Here is a 19,583-nt window from a genome sequence, read left to right on the forward strand (position 1 = left end):
CAATGCTCTGGGAAAGTGGTGGTCCATGCTGCACCGTCAATCGGCCATTGTGTCTTTCGAGCCTGTACATATACCCAGTATCTGGCCGACAATGGGGGCATGGGATCTGAAACGATAGAGTCCGGCTGGCTGCTCAGCCGGGAAACCCGCCCGACGGCAACCGGGGCGGAACTGGTGTATTGGCTGTCAACCGTCGACGGGCCGCGCTGTCTGGTGGTGCCGGGGCAACCCTACACCGGGTTGATACGCCAATCGGATACTGACGCCTGGCGGCAATGGCTGGGCCAGCGCACTGGCTGGCGGCTGAGCGCCACCGAAGCCCGGGATTTCGAGCTGGCACCGGTTGACGCACTCTATGTGTCTGACCCCGCGCTCTGGCGAGCCATTCGTCAATATGCCGAAACCTCGGGGTTGCGTCTGTATGAAGCGGACATACGCCCTTGCGACCGTTACCTGATGGAGCGGTTTATCTGCGGTGCCATGGCTGCACGGGTTGCCAATAACGCCATTGTGGCGGCCAGACCGGCCACACCCAGTCATCAGCCCAGTATGGTGTCACTGGATATTGAGTGCAGCCGCCATGGCGAACTGTACTCCATTGGCTTTTATGCCGAAGGCCATCAATGTGTGCTGATGGTGGGGCCGGAGCAGGGGGGGCCAGATTACCTTCACTACGTGGAAGATGAGGCGGCGTTGCTGCGAGCGATGCTGGACTGGTTTGAGCAACACGACCCGGACATCATCATTGGCTGGTCGGTGATCGGCTTCGATCTGGCGCTGCTGCAGAAACGGGCTCAGCATCATGGACTGAGGCTCAGCCTGGGACGGGATGGCAGTGAACCGCGCTGGCGTGAGCAGGCGGGCCCGGGCCGGGAGTGTGGCATTGCGGGTCGGGCGGTGTTGGATGGCATCGACTGGCTGAAAGCCGCGTTCTACCACTTTGAAAGTTATGCCCTGGATGCGGTGGCGCAGTCTCTGCTGGGGGAGGGCAAAGCCTGCGACGATGTGCGTGGCCGCCTTAACGAGATTGAGCACAATTTCCGCCATAACAAGCCAGCACTGGCCCACTACAACCTGAAAGACTGCGAGTTGGTGTGGCGCATCTTTGAACACACTCAGCTGCTGGACTTTGCCCTGGCCCGGAGTCAGATGACGGGTCTCGAGTTGGATCGCACCGGTGGCTCGGTGGCGGCGTTTACCCATCGCTATTTGCCTCTGTTGCATCGGGCCGGATTTGTGGCCCCCAATCTGGACAGTCACGATATCCCCCCGAGTCCGGGTGGCTACGTGATGGATTCCATACCGGGCAAATACCGCAATGTCCTGGTGCTGGATTTTAAGAGTCTCTATCCCTCTATCATTCGCTCGTTTCTGATCGACCCGATGGGGATGGTGGCGGGCCTGGCGGAGCCCGACCCGGCACTGACCGTTGAGGGCTATCGTGGCGCCCGGTTCCACCGGACTCAGCATCGACTGCCCGCCATCATTGCGGAGCTGGCGCAGCAGCGGGAGCAGGCCAAGTTGGCCCGCAATGGGCCGTTGTCCCAGGCCATCAAGATCCTGATGAACTCCTTCTATGGGGTTTTGGGCGCGGCGGGTTGTCGCTTTCATGACCCCCGTCTGGCTTCCTCCATTACTCTGCGCGGCCACGACATCATGAAAACCACCCGGCGCTGGATTGAGGCGGAGGGCTATCAGGTTATCTACGGCGATACCGACTCGACGTTTGTTCATATTGGCGATGAACCGGATACCGATACCGCCCAGCGCATTGGCCGTGAATTGGTGACTCTGGTGAATCAGCGCTGGCAACAGAAGTTGGCTGAGCAGGGCCTGGACAGTGCGCTGGAACTGGAGTTTGAAACGCACTATCACCACTTCTTTATGCCCACCATCCGTGGCTCCAGCGAAGGGTCAAAAAAGCGATACGTCGGTGGGGTAGAGGGGCCGGAGGGGCTGGTCCTGACCTTTAAGGGGATGGAGACGGTACGGAGTGACTGGACCCCACTGGCCCGGGCCTTTCAACAGGAGCTGTACCAACAGTGGTTCAGCGGAAAGCCGGTAACCGGATTGGTGCGTCGTTGGATTCGCGAAACCCGTGCGGGTGAGCGGGACAGTGAGCTGGTTTACAGCAAACGGCTGCGGCGTGATCTGGAAGGTTATCAGGCCAATGCACCGCATGTGCAGGCCGCGCGACTGGCTAACCAGTTACAAAATGATGTGGTGTATCGAAAAGGCAGTCGAATTCGCTATTTGATTGGCCAATCCGGTCCATATCCGTTAGGGCTGGGTGAAACCAACATCAACTATGAACATTATGTAGAGAAGCAGTTGCAGCCTGTGGCTGAGCCGGTTTTAAGTGTGTTGGGGCGTGCTTTTTCTGAACTGGATGGTGACCAGCTGGGCCTGTTCTAAATGTTAATAAATGGTGATAAATATGCCATTTTTGCGATAACTTGACAGGATAAAGTGTGACAACTCGTAAGGAATGGTCAGTAATATTGCTCACTCGGCAAAAAGTGTGATCTTAATCTCTTTAGGCGACTCCTGCCCTTTGATACTGTCCTAGCCCGTCAGCGGACGAACTAAAAAGTTCCCATGGAATATATGGGGGACACCAAACGAATATATGACGCTTGATTGGTTAGGCAAATCCATGAAAAAGACTCTGCTTGCTGCTGCTATCCCGGCACTGATGTTCGCCAACGGCGCTTCCGCTGTTGAACTGTACAACGACGGCGTAAACTCCGTTTCCATGGGCGGTCACCTGACTGTTGAACTGTCCGATAAGAATGGTGATACCCAGCTGGGCGCTAACTCCCCGCGTATCAACTTCTCTTTCAACCGCGATCTGGGTGACGGCTTCAAGCTGGACAGCCGCATCGAAATGGGCATGAGCAACTTCGTGACCAGCGGTGAGAGCTTCTCCACCCGTCTGGGTTACATCGGTGTTGGCCACGATGACTACGGTCGTCTGTCTGCCGGTAAGCAGTGGTCCGTATACTACGACGTAACCGCCGCGACCGATATGCCGATCGCCTGGGGTTCTGACTCCCTGTTCTCCTACGCCAACGGCACCGACGGTGGCAAACTGGGTCTGGGTCGTGCTGACCAATCCGTTCAGTACCGCAACGGCGTTTCCCTGGGCAACGCTGGCGACCTGAACTTCGGTGTTCAGTGGCAGGGTGCTAACGACATCTATGATGATCGTCTGTCTGCTTCTGTTACCTACGGCATCGCCGGTGTGAAACTGGGCTACGCCTACAGCGGCGGCGACGTTGATTACGCTGCAAACGGCGGTGTTAAAGATGCCAACGTTCACGCGTTCTCTGCTGCCTACGGTACCTACGGCAAAGGCCTGTACCTGGCCGGTGCTTACGCCATGTCCGAGAACCTGCAGAACTCCGAGCTGGCTGGCAACGCCATCATCGCTGACGAAGCCGATGGTTACGAAGCCCTGGCTGCTTACGGTCTGAACAACGGTCTGAACCTGTACGTTCTGTACCAAGGTGTTGAAGACACCACCAACGACCTGACCGTTCAGGAGTACACCAACTTCGGTGCTGAGTACAAACTGACTCCGAACACCGTTGTTTACGGCGCTTACAAGGTTGACCACGGTTCTGACATCAAAGATACCGACGACGGTTTCGCTGTAGGTCTGCGTATCTTCCTGTAATAGGACGCATACCCGCCAAACAAAAAGCCACCGCCACTGCGGTGGCTTTTTTGCATCTGGCGTTTGCCCGAGCTATCGCCACGAGGGCCATGGACTAGACTCAGGATCACCTCCTGCGCGTCTTAATGGTGTATGTATGCGATTGACTCCGGTGTTTTTGGGTGTGTTGCTGGCATCACCCGCTTCTGCGATTACGCTTTACGACGATAACCTCAACCGGTTCTCTGTCGGTGGTCACCTTGGTTTTAACCTGGTGCAAACCGACGGTGATACCGAGCTGCTCGATTCCTCCTCCCGTATCCGCTTCCACTATGAACGCTCGGTTACCCGTGAATGGACCGCCGAAGCGATGATGGAGTGGGGCTTCAATGCCATCGACTCCGGCAGCCAACTGACCCTGAACGGTGACTCTTTGCAAGCCGCCCGCGAAGGGGACTTCCTGTTTAATCGTTTGGGTTTTCTGGCCTTTGAGCATGACCGCTATGGCCGGCTGTCTGCGGGTAAACAGTGGTCGGTCTATTACGACGTGGCGGGCCCGACCGACAACTTCATCATGACCGGGGGCCTCGCCTCCGGTACCTACAACTTCGGCTCTGATGGCGGGCTGTCCGGTACCGGACGGGCAGACAGCGCCCTGCAATATCGCAACGATTGGGGCGGTTTCAGCGTTGGGCTTCAGTATCAGGCACGGGTTGCGGGTGAAGTAGGGATCCTGCCGCCGCCAGAGTGCGAGGAGGAGAATCCTCCCGCTGAGTGTGCGGTGTTTGAAGATGTCGATATTGAATACGACGACAGTTATGGCGCCTCGCTTCGTTATCGCTGGCAGAACTGGATGGTGGGTGTTGCCTATAACCGGGGGGACTTTGATTCGACCTTTCGCCGCCAACAGGTGGCTGAACTGAAGGATGAAGCGCTGATCTTCGGTGCCAGCTACGGGACGTTGTATCAACCGGGGCTCTATCTCGCTGTCAACTACGCCGATACCGAGAACCACGAGATCGACAACCAGAACCGCGTTTTTAACGGCAACGGCTATGAAGTGATGCTGAACTGGACCTTCGACAACAACCTGACTTTGGTGTCCGGGATCAACGAGCTGAAGTCGGATGATGCAAGTTATGAGGAAGTTAACGGGGTGTATCGCAAGCGCTTATACATCGTAGGTGCACACTACGAGTGGGGCACCCAGTTGCGCCTCTACTTCGAGGCCAAGATCGATGACAGTGACTTTGGCTTTGAAGGTTTGGGAGAAGAGGATCTGTATGGCATAGGCGCCCGTTTCTTCTTCTGATTCTGCTGGTTGGCCAAGACGGCGCATAATCTATGGTAAGTCCTGCATGGGCCCAGCAAAAATGCAGGTCTGGTCTCGACCTTTTCTGAGCCAAATGGTTCATTTTTCCTGTAATCAAGATGTAAATTAATGGTTGATTAGGTGTTTTTATTCTGGTTACATCAGTGCTGACAGATTGGGCGATGCCCTCTATCACCTCCTCCTCAGGGATGCAGTCGGGGGGAAGGAAAAAACTATAAACACACTGATGTGTCCAGGGAGAAAACACATGCATAACAACAGCGTTGTGTCTAAAGCTGTTCGCTTTGCACTGATTGTCGGCGCCTCCACCGCAGCCTTGACTGCTCCGGCGGTAATCGCTGCTGAAACAGACGAAGTTGAGCGTATTGAGGTTACCGGCTCTCGTATTAAGCGTACTGACGTTGAGAGTTCCAGCCCGGTACAGGTCTTCACCGCAGAAGAGATCCAGGAGATCGGCTTTACCCGCGTAGAAGACATCCTGAACCAGCTGCCCCAGGTTGAGGCGGCCGGTAACTCCTTTATCTCTAACGGTTCTTCCGGTACTGCGACCCTTGACCTGCGTGGTCTGGGTGCTAACCGTACCTTGGTGCTGGTGAATGGTCGTCGTCTTCAGCCGGGTGGCATCTACACCCAGTCCGCTGACGTTAACCAGATCCCCGCCGCCATGATTAAGCGCGTTGAGATCCTGACCGGTGGTGCTTCTACCACTTACGGTGCTGATGCCGTAGCCGGTGTTGTTAACTTCATCATGAAGGACGATTTCGAAGGTTTCGAAATCAACGCCGGTGCGTCTGGTTACCAGCATGACAATGATAATGGCTACATCCAGGGTCTGATGGATGAGCGTAACTTTGAATACCCCACCGGGTCTGACGGCATCGATGGCGAAGCCTACAACATCGACGTTGTAATGGGTGGTGCCTTTGATGGTGGTAAAGGTCACGTCACCGCTTACGCCAGCTGGCGTCGCAACAACGAGTTGCTGCAGGGTCAGCGTGACTACTCCTCTTGTGCGCTGAATGCCTCCGGCACCGCCTGTGGTGGTTCCGCTAACACCCCGATCCCGACCTTCTTCATCTACGACGAGAACTTCGACACCGAACTGTTCTGGACTCTGGATCGCAACGGCAACGGCTTTGTGGAAGATTTCGGCGAGCGTTACAACTACGCCCCGATCAACCACTTCATGCGTCCTGATGAGCGTTTCACCCTGGGTGCATTCGCCAACTACGAGATCAACGATTACGTTCGTCCGTACCTCGAAGTGTCCTACATGAACGACGTGACTGCGGCGCAGATTGCGGAATCCGGTACCTTCTTTAACGAAGGTTACGTGATGGATTTCGACAATGAGCTGCTGAGCGACCTGCAGAAGCAGCAGATTCAGGATGGCTTGGGTATTGGCCCGGATGACCAGTTCATCGCCTACATCGGTAAGCGTAACGTAGAAGGCGGTCCGCGTATGGACAGCCTGGAGCACAACTCCTTCCGTATCGTAATGGGTGCAGACGGTGATATTTCTGACTCCTGGTTCTACGATGCGAGCTTCCAGTACGGTCAGACCTCCTCCTCTTCCGTTTACCAGAACGACTTCTTCGGCCCGCGCATCAACCAGGCCATCGGTGCCGTTGGCGCTGAGCCTTGTACTGGTGACTGTATCCCGTACGAAGTGTTCACCCTCAACGGTGTGACTCCGGAAGCTGCTGGTCAGCTGACCGGTACCGGTGTTCTTAACGGCATCGTGACCCAGATGATCGCCAACGCCTATGTGTCTGGTGAGTTCGACTTTGCTCTGCCGACCGCTTCCACTCCGATTGCTGCGGTAGTGGGTACCGAATGGCGTGAGATTGAGTTCGAGCGTATCTCTGACGAAGTATTCGAGCAGGGCCTGCTGCTGGGTCAGGGTGGCCCGACCGAGAGCCTGCAGGGTGGCTACGACGTTCGCGAACTGTTCGCTGAAGTCAGCGTTCCCCTGATCGAAGACGTTGTGGCGGTTGAAAGCCTGATTCTGGAAGCGGGTTGGCGTTGGTCTGACTACTCCACCTCTGGCAGCGACACCACCTACAAGTTTGCTTTTGATTGGACCATCTTTGATGGTTACAAAGCTCGTGCCAGCTACAACCGCGCCTCCCGTGCGCCGAACGTAGCCGAGTTGTTTGCCGCTCAGAGCGTCGGCCTGTTTGACGGTGCCGATCCCTGTGCCAACAACCCGGATACCGGTGTGCCGGATGCCACTCTGGAGCAGTGTCTGCGCACCGGCATGACCGCTGCCCAGTACGGTAACGTCAGTGCTTCACCCGCCAGCCAGTACAACCAGTTTGCTGGTGGTAACCCTGAGCTGAAGCCGGAGACTGCTGATACCTACACCATCGGTTTGGTTGCCCAGCCGTTCGACAGCCTGAACTTCACTGTCGACTACTGGAACATCGAGATGGAAGATGTGATTGGTACCGTTGGTGCCCAGACCATCATCGACTCCTGTGTGGAGAACGGCGAGTTCTGTGAAAACATCAACCGTAACCAGTCTGGCAGCCTCTGGATTGGTGAAGAAGGCTACGTTATCAACCTGTCTGACAACGTAGGTGGCCGTAAGTGGGAAGGTGTTGACGTAAGCGCCAACTACCTGCAGGAACTGCTGGGCGGTAACTTCAACATGACCCTGGCGGGCAGCTACTCCCTGACCAAGGAATACCAGCCGCTGGCCGGTAAGCCGGAACTGAACTACGACTGTTCTGGTGTGGTAAGCGTTCAGTGTTTCGCCCAGCCTGAGTGGCGTCACACTCTGAGCGTAAGCTACGACATGGACAGCTGGTGGACTGCCACTGCTCGCTGGCGTTACTACGGTTCCGTTGATTACGACGGTGAAACCGATACCCTGGCTGCTGACGGCATCGCTTCCCAGAGCTACTTTGACCTGGTGGGTGGCTTCACCCTCGGTGATAACTACGCTTTCCGCGTTGGTGTGAACAACGTACTGGATAAAGAGCCGCCGATGGTTGGTGGTACCCTGTCCAGCAACGCGAACACCGTTGCGGGCTTCTACGACACTCTGGGTCGTTACCTGTTTGCCAACGTGACTCTGAAGTTCTAAGCACTTTATACATAAAGCAAAAGTATCAAGCCGGGAGTTTCAGACTCCCGGCTTTTTTTGGGTTATATCCTGCCATTTAACAGAGGTAACTGGACGATATTGGGCGCATGTGACGGCTTTCAGCTAGCAAAATATTTACTGATTTGCACCTAGAAAATCATGACGCCAGAAGGTGGCATTCATTAGCGGATAATTAAAAACAATCATTTTTTATTAGATTTAATCAACGTAACTGAGTGTTTTCTTGATGCCCTGGGCTGATTGAGAGCATGGATTATATTTGATTGTATCTCTCTGTTCGTCTGACTTTTCAGACCGATTTCCCGTTGAGCAGTCGGGAAAAATTATGATAAGCGCAAAGCGTTCAGGGAGAATATATGAAGAACAATAGTGCCATTACCAAGGCCATAAGACTGGCGCTGCTGGCCGGTGCAACCGGTACCGCAATGACGGCACCCATCGCGATGGCTGCTGAAGGGGATGAGGTAGAGCGGATTGTCGTTACTGGTTCGGCGATTAAGCGAACTGATCTTGAGGGGGCCCTACCTGTTCAGGTTATTGACTCGGAGGCTATTGCGAAGAGTGGTGTCACGAATGTCCCGGACTTGATTCAGCAGTTACCCGCGATGCAGGGATTTACGACTTCTTCTGACTCTGTGGGAGGGGGAGGTGGGGGAATGCAGACTGCGTCGATACATGACTTAGGGTCATCCTATACGCTCGTTCTTTTAAATGGTCGTAGACTTGCCCCTGCCGGTTCTGGTAGCACAATCAACCTAAACTCAATTCCCTTTGCCGCTATCGATCGAGTAGAGCTACTCACAGATGGTGCATCGGCACTCTATGGCTCGGACGCTATTGCAGGTGTTGTTAACTTTATCCTAAAGAAAGATTTTCAGGGATTTGATGTAAGTGCTCGTTATGACATGCCGGAGAAGTCGGGAGGAAAGAGCTGGAATGGCAGTATTACCGCTGGTCTTGGGGAACTCAGCGTTGATGGCTATAACCTTATGGTTTCCTATACGCATGAAAGTCAGGAGCAGTTGGCCTCTAACCAGAGAGACTTTGCAAAAACAGGTATCATTCCCTTCATGAATGAAGGGCGTGAGCTGTACTTCTTTAATGGATCTGGAAACGGCATTCCCGGCAATGCCAGAGTCACCATTCTGGATAGTGAGGGTAATATTGTTAAGGACGAGGATGACAACTTGTTGCGCCGCGCCTTTAATCCGTACTTTGCGCAGACTGGAGCTTGCGCCCCTGCGACATCAGCCATTGAGGAAGAATGCTGGTTTGACTACACCTCAACGATAGAAATTATTCCTGAGCAGCAGCGAGACAGCGTTTTCACTAACGCTCATTTTGAGATCAATGAAGAGTTGAGTCTGTTTATAGAAGCAAACTGGGCGTCCACCTCAATGACCAGTCGAATTGCCCCTTACCCGACGGGGTGGTTTAAGTTACCTAGTGACTCACAATTGGTTACTGACTACATTGTTCCTTATCTGACGGACGATGAATTGGCCGCTTTCCAAGAAGGAAACTTAAGCACTCAAGCTCGTTGGCGAGCTCTGCCAGCAGGTAACCGAACCACCGAGTGGGACAGTCAGACTCTGCACTTCGTTACCGGCCTGGAAGGGGTAATTGGTAACATCGATTACTCTGCTGCCGCTTTTTACTCATCTAACGATTCCGATCAGAATTACCCGACAGGTTGGTTGCTTGAAGAAGAATTTGTCGATGCGGTGAGCTCCGGGAACATTAACGTATTCGTACCCGCTGATGAGTTTGATGCATCCAGCCAGGAAGCGCTAGATAAAACTATATACAGTGGTAACTGGGACACCACTAAAGTTGCCGTAGCCGGTTTCGATTTCAAAGCTTCTATGCCCGTTTTCGAATTGCCAGCAGGTGAAGTCTATATGGCGACAGGGTTTGATTGGCGGACTACTTCCTTTGACTACAGTATTTCCGATGCAAATAGAGATGAGCTTATTCTGTTTAAGAGTACTAGTGAGGAATATGACCTTGAGCGAATAAATTGGGGGATTTTTGCCGAGTTTGCCATTCCAGTTTTTGATAATTTCGATGTTTCGGCCTCTGTGCGCTATGACAATATTGGTGAAATTGATGACAACCTGAATGATGGAGTTAAGGGAGTCGACCAAAGCGATATCACCTATAAGATTAGTGGCCGATACCAAGCCACCGAAGACCTTTTAGTTCGTGCCTCCTACGGTACTGGCTTCAAAGCCCCTTCGATGTTGGAAATTGCCCGTCCCCGAGATGAGTATGGTGTGACAGGCGGAAATTATGAATGCCCTTTCCCGAGTGCTGACGCATTGGCCCAGTATTGCTTGAGCGGGAAATCTCAGTATCCCGTTTACCTTCAGGGTAACGAGCAACTCAAACCTGAGACTTCGGCGCAGGCGACTGTAGGCTTTGTGTACGCACCGAGCCAAGAGTTCAGCGTGACAGTCGACTATTGGAAAGTACAAATGGAAGATCAGGTTGCGTCCCTCACCGAGGCTCAGATTTTTGCCGACGCAGAGTTGTATCGAGAGCTCTTCACGACCAAAACCAATTCCGGGACGGGTGAAGAAGAGCTGGCAATATTGATGTCTCAAGTTAATGTCGGTGAATCCAATTATAGTGGTATTGATTGGAGCACATCACTCACTAATGAACTGTCTTTTGGTACCTTGGTTACAGCCTTCTCTGGAACATATATGATCGAGAGTGAGTACACTAAACCGGGTACCGATGAGTGGGTAAGCAGTATGGGCCGGTTTGGTGACAATAACTCAGTCACATTTAGAGTGATCTCTCAGCTTAGCTCGACACTGGTCATGGATGCGTTTTCGCATACTCTGAGGGCAAGTTATAGGTCGGGCTATCGGGATCAATTCCAATCTAAAGACGGATGCGCGGTAACCGAAGTGGATGCATTTGGTGATTGTGTCAATGTCCAATTATCAATTCCTTCCTATACGACGTGGGATTATCAAACTAAGTACTTCATCACTGACGACTTGGCTATGACCTTCGGGGTGAATAACCTTTTTGACGCGACCCCGAGTTTGTCCTTACGCAGTGGTGGCGCCGGACACCAAGTGGGTTACGATCCTCGGTATACCGACTCATTCGGCCGTACCTACTATCTGCAGGCGGATTATAGCTTCTAGCATTAGGTGGAGATCGTAACAAGCGGCCGTTAAGGCCGCTTGTTACTTTAAGTCATAAACCAGCTCCTTAGCAGCTGGCGCCCGTTCCCTCACAGTTTTGTCCTGTGGCTCAGACCTCTTCGGTGCCAAACGCGCACCCTAACGGCTCTTTGGGGCAATAAAGAAGGCGCCATAGAGGCGCCTTTACAACAAGCGTTAACCGCTTAAAACGTCTGCGGTCTGACGTGACTGAGACGACTCGTGGTGCAAGTACCCCCTAACCAGGGTGATAGTGACTATGGACCTGAATGCAGAGTCATCGAAGACGGAGCCGGTCGTTTTGAAAGGCCTTTCCGTAATGATAAGTGGGGCGGAGTAGCCCCGCTTTTGTTTCGACCGAGACGCGGGAGCTATAACGTAGAGCGCAGCCGGTGATACCTTTCTCGGCTTGCGTAGGACTATTTTGGCGAAGTGGTTCGATGAAACAGAGAGAGTCACATGCCTGTGGTATCTCGTAAAGGCACAAGCTCACTCGGGGCGGGCTATGTCGAAGCTCGCTTTTAGAAAGTTGGTTTTTCCTAAAGAAGCAGTTCAACCCAAGTTTCGCGTTCTGTGAGAAGCTTCAGCTCTGAAGACTTGGAAGTTCGTTCGCTACTGCTTGGCAAGCTGGCGGTGAACGCTCATATCGATACAGGTCCTTCTCTCTTAAGTGGTTTCATAGGCTAGGGCATGTTATCCCTATTTTAGACGTGTATTAGTTGATGGCTGAGGAGCTTGGATTGCCATTTCTGACCATAATCTGTCCAAAAGTGAAATTTAGGAAACTACCCACCAACTGTTTCTGAGCCCAATGCTGCCTTTCCCAAACATCCGTCCTGCGTAATCGCGAATAGCTTGATAAGAATTCCTTCACAAGCAACAACTTGCATACGATTAATGCTCAAAAACGCAAACCATTGACTAATCTGTGTTCACTAGCACTTCCGTCGGCATTGGCGGGGTATTGCAGAGTGATCGTTTGTTTGTGGTGTTAGCATTGCCTGATGTTGGGTATATCCCGGAAAAACAGGGTGAATTGTGTGGATCATCACGCTCTCGCTAGTGAATGTTCTTCGAACGTGGTACCGCTGTAATGCGTTGTGTAGCGCTGAAACCGTTGCGGTAACAAGGTTGACACAACTCTGGGCGCTGTGGAAAGATGCGGATGCACCCGCCTATCGTGGGGATAGGTGGGGTCTATGGATAACAACTACTAATTAGACGGAACTGGCTTCAGCGCAACGCTGGGTGAACACAGTGGAAAGTGTTTGAAGCCGTAAACTCACAACAAGACTGGTTGGGAACTATGTCCGTGATGAAAAGAACCAAACTCGCCTCTGCGTTGGTCGGTGCTATGACACTGGCTGTTAGCGGTATGGCTGTGGCGGCGGATCCGCTGGCAGCGATCCAAGGTGCTGACAAGCAAATTCAAGATGATGCTGTAAAGTCTCAGCAGAAGATCAACAAACTCTATGACCAAACCCAGGACATGCTCTACGAGTACCGCCTGGTGGTTGACGAAACCGACACTCTCAAGTCTTACAACGATTACGTTGCGACGCTGGTTGCTGACCAGGAAGCGCGTATGGCCTCTCTGCAAGAGCAGATCAACGGCATTGAGCGCACCAAGCAGGGTGTTGTGCCGCTGATGAGCCGCATGATCGAAACCCTTGACCAGTTCGTGTCCCTTGACGTGCCTTTCCAGCTGGAAGAGCGTCAGGCCCGTGTGGCCCGTCTGAAAGAGGTAATGGGTGATTCCAACGTATCCACCGCGGAGAAATACCGTCTGGTGCTGGACGCTTACCTGATCGAAAACGAATACGGCAATAAGATGAACGCTTACGAAGGTAAGCTGGATATCGATGGCAAAGAGCTGACCGTGGACTTCTTCCACCTGGGTCGCGTGGTGTTTGTCGCCCAGTCCCTGGATCAGAAGAACGCCTGGGTTTGGGACAACGAAGCCCGCCAGTGGACTGCCCTGAGCGACGACATGCTGCGTCCGGTGTCCAACGCCATCAAGATGGCCCGCCGCCAGGCTGCGCCTGATCTGCTGAAACTGCCTGTTCAAGCTGCGGAGGGTGCAGAATAATGAAAAAGATCCTCTCTACTGCCTTTGTGGCAGCCGCACTGTCTTTCTCAGCCGCGCCGATGGCCGCTGAGCAAACTCCGGCTCAGACTCTGGACCAGCTGCTGAACCAGATCCAGCAGTCCCGTCAGTCTGAAGGTCGCATCAACAAACAGCGTGAAGCTGCTTTTGTTTCCGAGCGTGCCGACAAGCAACAACTGCTGCGTGATGCCAAGGCCGCCCTGGCTGCTGAAAAGCAGCGTGGCGAAGACTTGGCTAACCGCTTTACCAATAACGACCAGGAGATCGACCGTCTGAGCCGTGACCTGGCCACCGCCACCGGTGACCTCGGCGAGATGTTCGGTGTGGTACGTCAGGTGTCCGGCGACATGTCCGGTCAGCTGAATGCCTCTCTGATCAGCGCCCAGTACCCGGGCCGCGATGACTTCATGGCTGAACTGGCTGCCGCTAAAGAGCTGCCGACCATCAAGGAACTGGAAGAGCTGTGGATTGCTCTGCAGACCGAGATGACCCAGTCCGGCAAGGTAGTTAAGTTCAACGCTGAAGTTATCGATCCGAACGGCAATGTCTCCGAGCAGCCGGTTACCCGTGTGGGTAACTTCACCCTGCTGGCCGACAAAGAGTACCTGACCTACAACTCTGAAACCGGCACCATCCAGCGTCTGGCTAAACAGCCGGAAGGCTTCAAGGTTCGCACTGTAGGCCAATACGCTGCCGCTTCTGCCGGTCAGACCCCGCTGTTTGTTGACCCGTCCCGTGGCGCGCTGCTGGCGGTTTACACTCAGAAAGCCACTCTGGAAGAGCAGTTCCACCAGGGCGGTACCGTGGGTTACATCATCGCCGCTCTGCTGGGTGTGGGTGTCCTGATCTCCCTGTGGAAGATCCTGACCCTGACCATGGAGTCTGCGAAGATCCGCGCTCAGGTTAAGAACGTCGACAAGCCGGGCAACAACGCTCTGGGCCGCATCCTGAAGACCTACCAGGCCAACAAGGACGTGGACGTTGAAACCCTCGAACTGAAGATCGACGAAGCCATCCTTAAGGAAACTCCGCGCATCGAAAGCGGCGTTAACATGATTAAGGTGATGGCCGCCATCTCTCCGATGCTGGGTCTGCTCGGTACCGTAACCGGTATGATCGAGACCTTCCAGAACATCACCCTGTTTGGTACTGGTGACCCGAAGATCATGGCCGGTGGTATCTCCATGGCTCTGGTAACGACCGTACTGGGTCTGGTTGCTGCCCTGCCGCTGCTGCTGATGCACGCTTTGGTAGCTGGCCGTGCCAAGTCCGTGGTTGAAGTTATCGAAGAACAAAGTGCGGGCATCATTGCGACTCACGCTGAACAGCGAGGCAAGTAATTATGCTTTACCTGGTAGAACTCTGGGAATCTGTCAGGGACTTCATGGCCACCGGGGGCGACGTCCTCTGGTTGGTGGCAGGAGCATTGTTCCTGATGTGGGCTCTTATGCTTGAGCGTTACTTCTTTGTCAGCTTCGTTTTCCCGAAGATGCGCAAAGAGATTATCACTCGCTGGGAAGCTCGTGAGGACACAACCTCCTGGTATGCCCACCGCATTCGTGAAGCGTGGATCTCCCAGGCCAAAGAACAATTAAATGCGCGTATGGGGTTGATCAACACCCTGGTCGCCATCTGCCCGATGTTGGGTCTGCTCGGTACCGTAACCGGCATGATCGCAGTATTTGAGGTAATGGCAGTACAGGGTACCGGTAACCCCCGCTTGATGGCTGGTGGTATCTCCATGGCCACCATCCCGACCATGTCGGGCATGGTAGCGGCCCTCTCTGGGGTGTTCTTCAGTACTCGCCTGAACGCGAAACTGAAACTGTCCCAAGAGCAACTGGTAGATAGTCTGCCTCATCACTAAAGAGAGTTTTCTATGGCACGTAAGAAGCATTACAGCGCCGCTGAAGAAGCCCAGGTCGACATGACCCCGATGCTGGACATCGTGTTCATCATGCTGATTTTCTTCATCGTAACGACCTCGTTCGTGAAGGAATCCGGCATTGAGGTGAACCGTCCTAAGGCACAGCAGGCGAGCAAAAAACCCTCGGCGAACATCTTTATCGCCATTAACGAGGCCGGCATTGTCTACATGGAGAAGCGTGAAGTTGATATTCAACGTGTACGCGCCAACGTAGAGCGTATGCTGGCGGAGGCCCCGGAAGCCCAGGTTATGATCCAGGCTGACCAGCAGGCCAAACACGGCATTGTTGTGAAGGTTATGGATCAGGTTAAGGCGGCCGGTATCGATAAGATCTCGGTGTCTGCGGAGAACGATTGATATGTTGAGAGCACTGTTAGCCCTGATTGTCGGTGCTGCGGTGACCTTCGCCTTGTTCTCTTTCATGGCATTTCTGGTTGGCGGCGGTGCTAAGCGCGCCGACAACCAGTTCAAAACGCCGCCGATTGAGATCGTGATGGAACGTCAGGATGCCAAAGCGCAGAACCGTGACCGACCTAAGCCGAAGCCGCCGAAGCCGCCTCAGCAGCCGCCGAAGCCGGTGGAGATGCAACCGGACACCAACGATGTCTCTGACAGCGTGTCCATCAACGTTCCGAGTGTAGACTTGGGTGACATGAGCGCAGGACTGGGTGACCCCAGTGCAGCCATGGCCCGTGACGGTGACGCAACCCCGATCGTACGTATCGAGCCGCGTTACCCGATTAAGGCCGCTCGTGATGGTAAAGAGGGTTATGTAATCCTCAGCTTCACCATCAACGAGATGGGTGGCGTGGACGATGTGCAGGTGATTGAGGCTGAGCCTCGCCGCCTGTTCGACCAGGAAGCCCGTCGCGCACTGCGTAAGTGGAAGTACAAGCCGAAGATCGTTGACGGCAAGCCGGTGAAACAGCCGGGCCAGACCGTTCGACTGGACTTCACTCTGGATAAAGCCTAAGGCAGGAGGACAAAATGCAAAGAAATAGCAAATTGCTGCCTGCTTTACTGCTGAGCATTGCCGCCGGTGTGATCACCACACCGGCCCCCGCTCTGGCCGCTGAGAAGTGTGCCGTTGATACTCGCAAGACCCGCGTAGTATCAGAGCGAGTGGGTAAGCGCATCCAGAAGGCGTATGAGCTGTACAGCGCCGACCAAGTAGACCAGGCCCTCGAACTGCTGCTGGAGATCAGTACCAGCAACGAGTTTGATAAGGCCTACGTGTCCCGCTTTATCGGTAACCTGTACGCCGGTAAGGACGGTCAAGCCCAGACCGCGATGAAGCACCTCAAGGTGGCCATCGATATCGATCAACTGGGCGGGACTGACCATGCCGCGGCACTTCGCCTGATGGCTGACCTCAGCATCCAAGAGCGTAAGTTCGAACAGTCACTGAAGTACTACGAGCAGTGGATGGCGTTCACCTGTAAGGAAGACACCAATGTCTACCTGCGTATGGCGACCGCCAACTTCGAACTGAAGCGTCACGACAAGGTGTTGCCGTTGGCTGATAAGGCCATTGCCACTCAAACCAGCCCCAACAAAGGGCCCTACACCCTGAAGATGGGTTCCTACTACGAAACCAAGCAGTACACCAAGGCTGCCAAGGTGGTAGAGGATATGGTGCGATTGTTCCCGAGCGATCAGCGCCTGTGGGTTCAGCTGGCCCAGATGTACATGCTGAGCGAAGACTACAAGCGCTCTCTGTACACCATGGACGTGGCGTACCGTAACGGTTACCTGGAGAAGCCCTCTGAGTACAAGATGCTGGCTCAGCTCTATGCTCAGAACGAGATCCCGTTCCGCTCCGCCCAGATTCAGGAGGAATACCTGAGCAGTGGTGTGGTGGAGAAGGACGAGGCCTCACTCTCCATGCTGGCCAACACCTATCACCAGGCAAAAGAGATCGGTAAAGCGATCACTTACTATGGCCAGGTTGCAGAGCTGACTGACAAGTCACGCTACTACATGCGCCAGGCTGGCCTGTTGATGGAAGCGGAGCGCTTCAAAGAAGCCAAGACCGCCGCTCGTAAAGCGCTGGATGCCCAGGGCCTGAAGAGCGCGGGCGAAGCCCAGATGCTGCTGGCTCAGGCTCACTTCTATCTGGAAGAGTATGCTCCGGCATACCGCGCCGCTCAGGCCGCCGTTAAGGACAGTAAGACCGCCAAGACCGCGCAAGGTTGGGTGTCTTACATCCAGGAAACGGCCCAGCGTAAGAAAGTGCAGCTGTAACTCGTTTAAAAGCCCCGATACAGCCCCGCTGGTCGGGGCTTTTTTGTACCCAGGAGAACACCCATGAAAACCTCACTCTCCGCCCTGGCCGTTGTTGCGGCACTGGGGCTGTGGGGATGTACCCCTTCCAAGCAACCGGATGCGCCCGTGAAGGAGAGCGCCAGCGTCGCTGAAAGTGCGGCCAGTGTGCAGGAGCAATACCACGCCCTGGCGGAACAGTACTTTCAGGATTTGATCGCCCTGAACCCGGTGATGGCGACCTACGTGGGCGTACATCGTTACAACAACCTATTGGCCAACAACCTCTCTGACGAGTACCTGAAATCTCGTCACGAGCTGAACAGCCGATACCTCAAGCAGCTGATGAAGCTGGACTGGGACCAGCTCAATGACGCAGACCGCCTCAGTGCTCAGGTGCTGAAGTACGAGCTGGAAACGGCTCTGGTTGCCGAGACGTTCCCCAGCCGTTTCCTGCCGATGAACCAGTTCTACAGCCGGGTTATCAGCTTTGTGCAGCTGGGCAGTGGTGAAAGTGCCCAACCGTTCAATACGGTGGAGGACTACGACAACTTTATCGGCCGTATTAACGACTTCTCAGGCTGGGTCGACAGCGCCATTGCACGGATGGAGGAGGGCAGCGAGTCCAACGTGGTGCTGCCGCGTATCCTGGTGCAGCGTATCCTGCCTCAGCTTCAGGCTCAGTTGGATACGCCCATAGCGGAAAGCCCCTTCTATGGTCCGCTCGAGAATCTGCCGGAAGGGCTCAGCGACGCGGATGCCAAGGCGTTGAGCGAGCGTTATGAGCAGGCCCTGACAGGCACGCTGGTGCCAGCGCTGACACGACTGAATGACTATTTCAATGACACCTATCTGGCCAAAGCTCGCGGGACGCATGGCTGGGGCGCGCTGCCCAATGGTGCGGACTGGTATCAGCATCTGGCCAATCTTCATACCACTACCGAGATGCCCGTGGCGGAGATCCACCAGCTCGGTCTGGACGAGGTGGCACGAATTCTCAAAGAGATGGATGCGGTTCGGGTTCAGGTGGGTTTTGAGGGCGATCTTGCGGCCTTCTTCGAACATCTGGGCAGCGATGAGCAGTTCTTTTTCGCTGATAAGCAGGGGCTGATCGACGGTTACATGGGGTTGAAGGATGAGATCAATGCCGTACTGCCCCAGTACTTTGATGTGATGCCAAAGGCGGACTACGTGGTGAAAGCGGTGGAACCTTTCCGCGAACGCTCTGCCGCCGGGGCCAGCTACCAGGCACCGGCGCCGGATGGCTCACGCCCCGGGGTGTTTTACATCAACACCTACAACCTGAAAGCGCAGCCCAAATGGGGGATGACCACGCTCTCCCTGCATGAGGCGGCGCCGGGTCACCATTTCCAGATTGCGATCAAGCAGGAGCTTGAGGGCGTAGCCAGTTTCCAGCGCTTCGGCGGCTATACCGCCTTTGAAGAGGGCTGGGCACTGTACGCCGAACAGCTGGGTATCGAGATGGGCCTGTTCAGTGATCCGTACCAATACTTCGGCAAGCTGTCTGATGAGATGCTTCGGGCCATGCGGCTGGTGGTGGATACCGGCCTTCATGCCAAGGGCTGGAGCCGTGAGCAAGCCATTCAGTACATGCTCGACAACAGCCCGATGGCCGAGTCCGATGTGGTGGCTGAGGTGGAACGCTATATGGCGATTCCTGGCCAGGCGTTGTCCTACAAGGTGGGGCAGTTGACCATCCTTGCCCTGCGTGAAGAAGCGCAAGCGGAATTGGGAGACAAGTTTGACCTGCGTGCCTTTCACAATCAGGTGTTGACGTCAGGTTCACTGCCGATGGCTGTGCTGCAGGAGAAGATCCGTCGCTGGATCGACGCGCAAGCATAACAAACTGCACCGAAACTGAAAGGGGAGCGGATGGCTCCCCTTCTTTTTTGAAAAGTGTGATGTGCGTCACGAAAGGGTGGATTGGGCGCGATAGGTTGTTAACGAAAATGGCCAGAGATTTGTGCTGTTGTTTGGCTTT

At 54.4% G+C, this 19,583-nt stretch carries 12 protein-coding genes; all 12 read left to right on the top strand.

Features of this window, described 5'->3' with window-relative positions; genetic code table 11:
- Window positions 1-99 precede the first annotated feature (99 nt).
- The gene (locus tag FBAL_RS05960; RefSeq protein ID WP_013344675.1) at window positions 100-2,415 is read left to right on the top strand and encodes a DNA polymerase II; all 2,316 of its coding nucleotides are present in this window, start codon (window positions 100-102) and stop codon (window positions 2,413-2,415) included.
- Between the two features lie 241 nt (window positions 2,416-2,656).
- Window positions 2,657-3,679, top strand: a complete 1,023-nt coding sequence (locus FBAL_RS05965; RefSeq protein ID WP_013344676.1) for a porin — start codon at window positions 2,657-2,659, stop codon at window positions 3,677-3,679.
- A 136-nt stretch (window positions 3,680-3,815) separates the two neighbouring features.
- Window positions 3,816-4,970: a porin gene (locus FBAL_RS05970; protein ID WP_013344677.1), complete on the top strand. Its 1,155-nt coding sequence runs from the start codon at window positions 3,816-3,818 to the stop codon at window positions 4,968-4,970.
- 286 nt (window positions 4,971-5,256) lie between these two features.
- A complete protein-coding gene (locus FBAL_RS05975) occupies window positions 5,257-8,082 on the top strand; it encodes a TonB-dependent receptor (RefSeq protein WP_342633025.1) in 2,826 nt (941 codons plus the stop codon).
- A gap of 377 nt (window positions 8,083-8,459) precedes the next feature.
- Entirely contained in the window at window positions 8,460-11,267 is a 2,808-nt protein-coding gene (locus FBAL_RS05980) for a TonB-dependent receptor (RefSeq protein WP_013344679.1), read from the top strand.
- Window positions 11,268-12,639: 1,372 nt separating this feature from the next.
- Window positions 12,640-13,374, top strand: coding sequence for a DUF3450 domain-containing protein (locus tag FBAL_RS05985; protein ID WP_245544377.1), 735 nt, complete (start codon window positions 12,640-12,642; stop codon window positions 13,372-13,374).
- Window positions 13,374-14,732, top strand: a complete 1,359-nt coding sequence (locus FBAL_RS05990; RefSeq protein WP_013344681.1) for a MotA/TolQ/ExbB proton channel family protein — start codon at window positions 13,374-13,376, stop codon at window positions 14,730-14,732. The genes FBAL_RS05985 and FBAL_RS05990 overlap by 1 nt, the downstream gene beginning before the upstream one ends.
- Window positions 14,733-14,734: 2 nt before the next feature.
- The gene (locus FBAL_RS05995; protein ID WP_013344682.1) at window positions 14,735-15,259 is read left to right on the top strand and encodes a MotA/TolQ/ExbB proton channel family protein; all 525 of its coding nucleotides are present in this window, start codon (window positions 14,735-14,737) and stop codon (window positions 15,257-15,259) included.
- A 12-nt stretch (window positions 15,260-15,271) separates the two neighbouring features.
- A complete protein-coding gene (locus FBAL_RS06000) occupies window positions 15,272-15,676 on the top strand; it encodes an ExbD/TolR family protein (RefSeq protein ID WP_013344683.1) in 405 nt (134 codons plus the stop codon).
- A gap of 1 nt (window position 15,677) precedes the next feature.
- Window positions 15,678-16,292 (top strand): energy transducer TonB, encoded by a 615-nt coding sequence (locus tag FBAL_RS06005; RefSeq protein ID WP_013344684.1) that lies wholly within the window; start codon window positions 15,678-15,680, stop codon window positions 16,290-16,292.
- A 14-nt stretch (window positions 16,293-16,306) separates the two neighbouring features.
- Entirely contained in the window at window positions 16,307-17,563 is a 1,257-nt protein-coding gene (locus tag FBAL_RS06010; RefSeq protein ID WP_013344685.1) for a tetratricopeptide repeat protein, read from the top strand.
- Between the two features lie 63 nt (window positions 17,564-17,626).
- Entirely contained in the window at window positions 17,627-19,444 is a 1,818-nt protein-coding gene (locus FBAL_RS06015) for a DUF885 domain-containing protein (RefSeq protein WP_013344686.1), read from the top strand.
- The last annotated feature ends 139 nt before the right edge of the window (window positions 19,445-19,583 follow it).

The organism is Ferrimonas balearica DSM 9799 (assembly GCF_000148645.1).
Taxonomy (GTDB): domain Bacteria; phylum Pseudomonadota; class Gammaproteobacteria; order Enterobacterales; family Shewanellaceae; genus Ferrimonas; species Ferrimonas balearica.

What these genes read in the sequence shown, in the direction of transcription:
- FBAL_RS05990 (WP_013344681.1), top strand. Translation starts at nt 13,374, where the DNA reads ATGAAAAAGATCCTCTCTACTGCCTTTGTGGCAGCCGCACTGTCTTTC.
- FBAL_RS05965 (WP_013344676.1), top strand. Translation starts at nt 2,657, where the DNA reads ATGAAAAAGACTCTGCTTGCTGCTGCTATCCCGGCACTGATGTTCGCC.
- FBAL_RS05995 (WP_013344682.1), top strand. Translation starts at nt 14,735, where the DNA reads ATGCTTTACCTGGTAGAACTCTGGGAATCTGTCAGGGACTTCATGGCC.
- FBAL_RS06010 (WP_013344685.1), top strand. Translation starts at nt 16,307, where the DNA reads ATGCAAAGAAATAGCAAATTGCTGCCTGCTTTACTGCTGAGCATTGCC.
- FBAL_RS06015 (WP_013344686.1), top strand. Translation starts at nt 17,627, where the DNA reads ATGAAAACCTCACTCTCCGCCCTGGCCGTTGTTGCGGCACTGGGGCTG.
- FBAL_RS06005 (WP_013344684.1), top strand. Translation starts at nt 15,678, where the DNA reads ATGTTGAGAGCACTGTTAGCCCTGATTGTCGGTGCTGCGGTGACCTTC.
- FBAL_RS05985 (WP_245544377.1), top strand. Translation starts at nt 12,640, where the DNA reads ATGACACTGGCTGTTAGCGGTATGGCTGTGGCGGCGGATCCGCTGGCA.
- FBAL_RS06000 (WP_013344683.1), top strand. Translation starts at nt 15,272, where the DNA reads ATGGCACGTAAGAAGCATTACAGCGCCGCTGAAGAAGCCCAGGTCGAC.
- FBAL_RS05960 (WP_013344675.1), top strand. Translation starts at nt 100, where the DNA reads ATGGGATCTGAAACGATAGAGTCCGGCTGGCTGCTCAGCCGGGAAACC.
- FBAL_RS05980 (WP_013344679.1), top strand. Translation starts at nt 8,460, where the DNA reads ATGAAGAACAATAGTGCCATTACCAAGGCCATAAGACTGGCGCTGCTG.
- FBAL_RS05970 (WP_013344677.1), top strand. Translation starts at nt 3,816, where the DNA reads ATGCGATTGACTCCGGTGTTTTTGGGTGTGTTGCTGGCATCACCCGCT.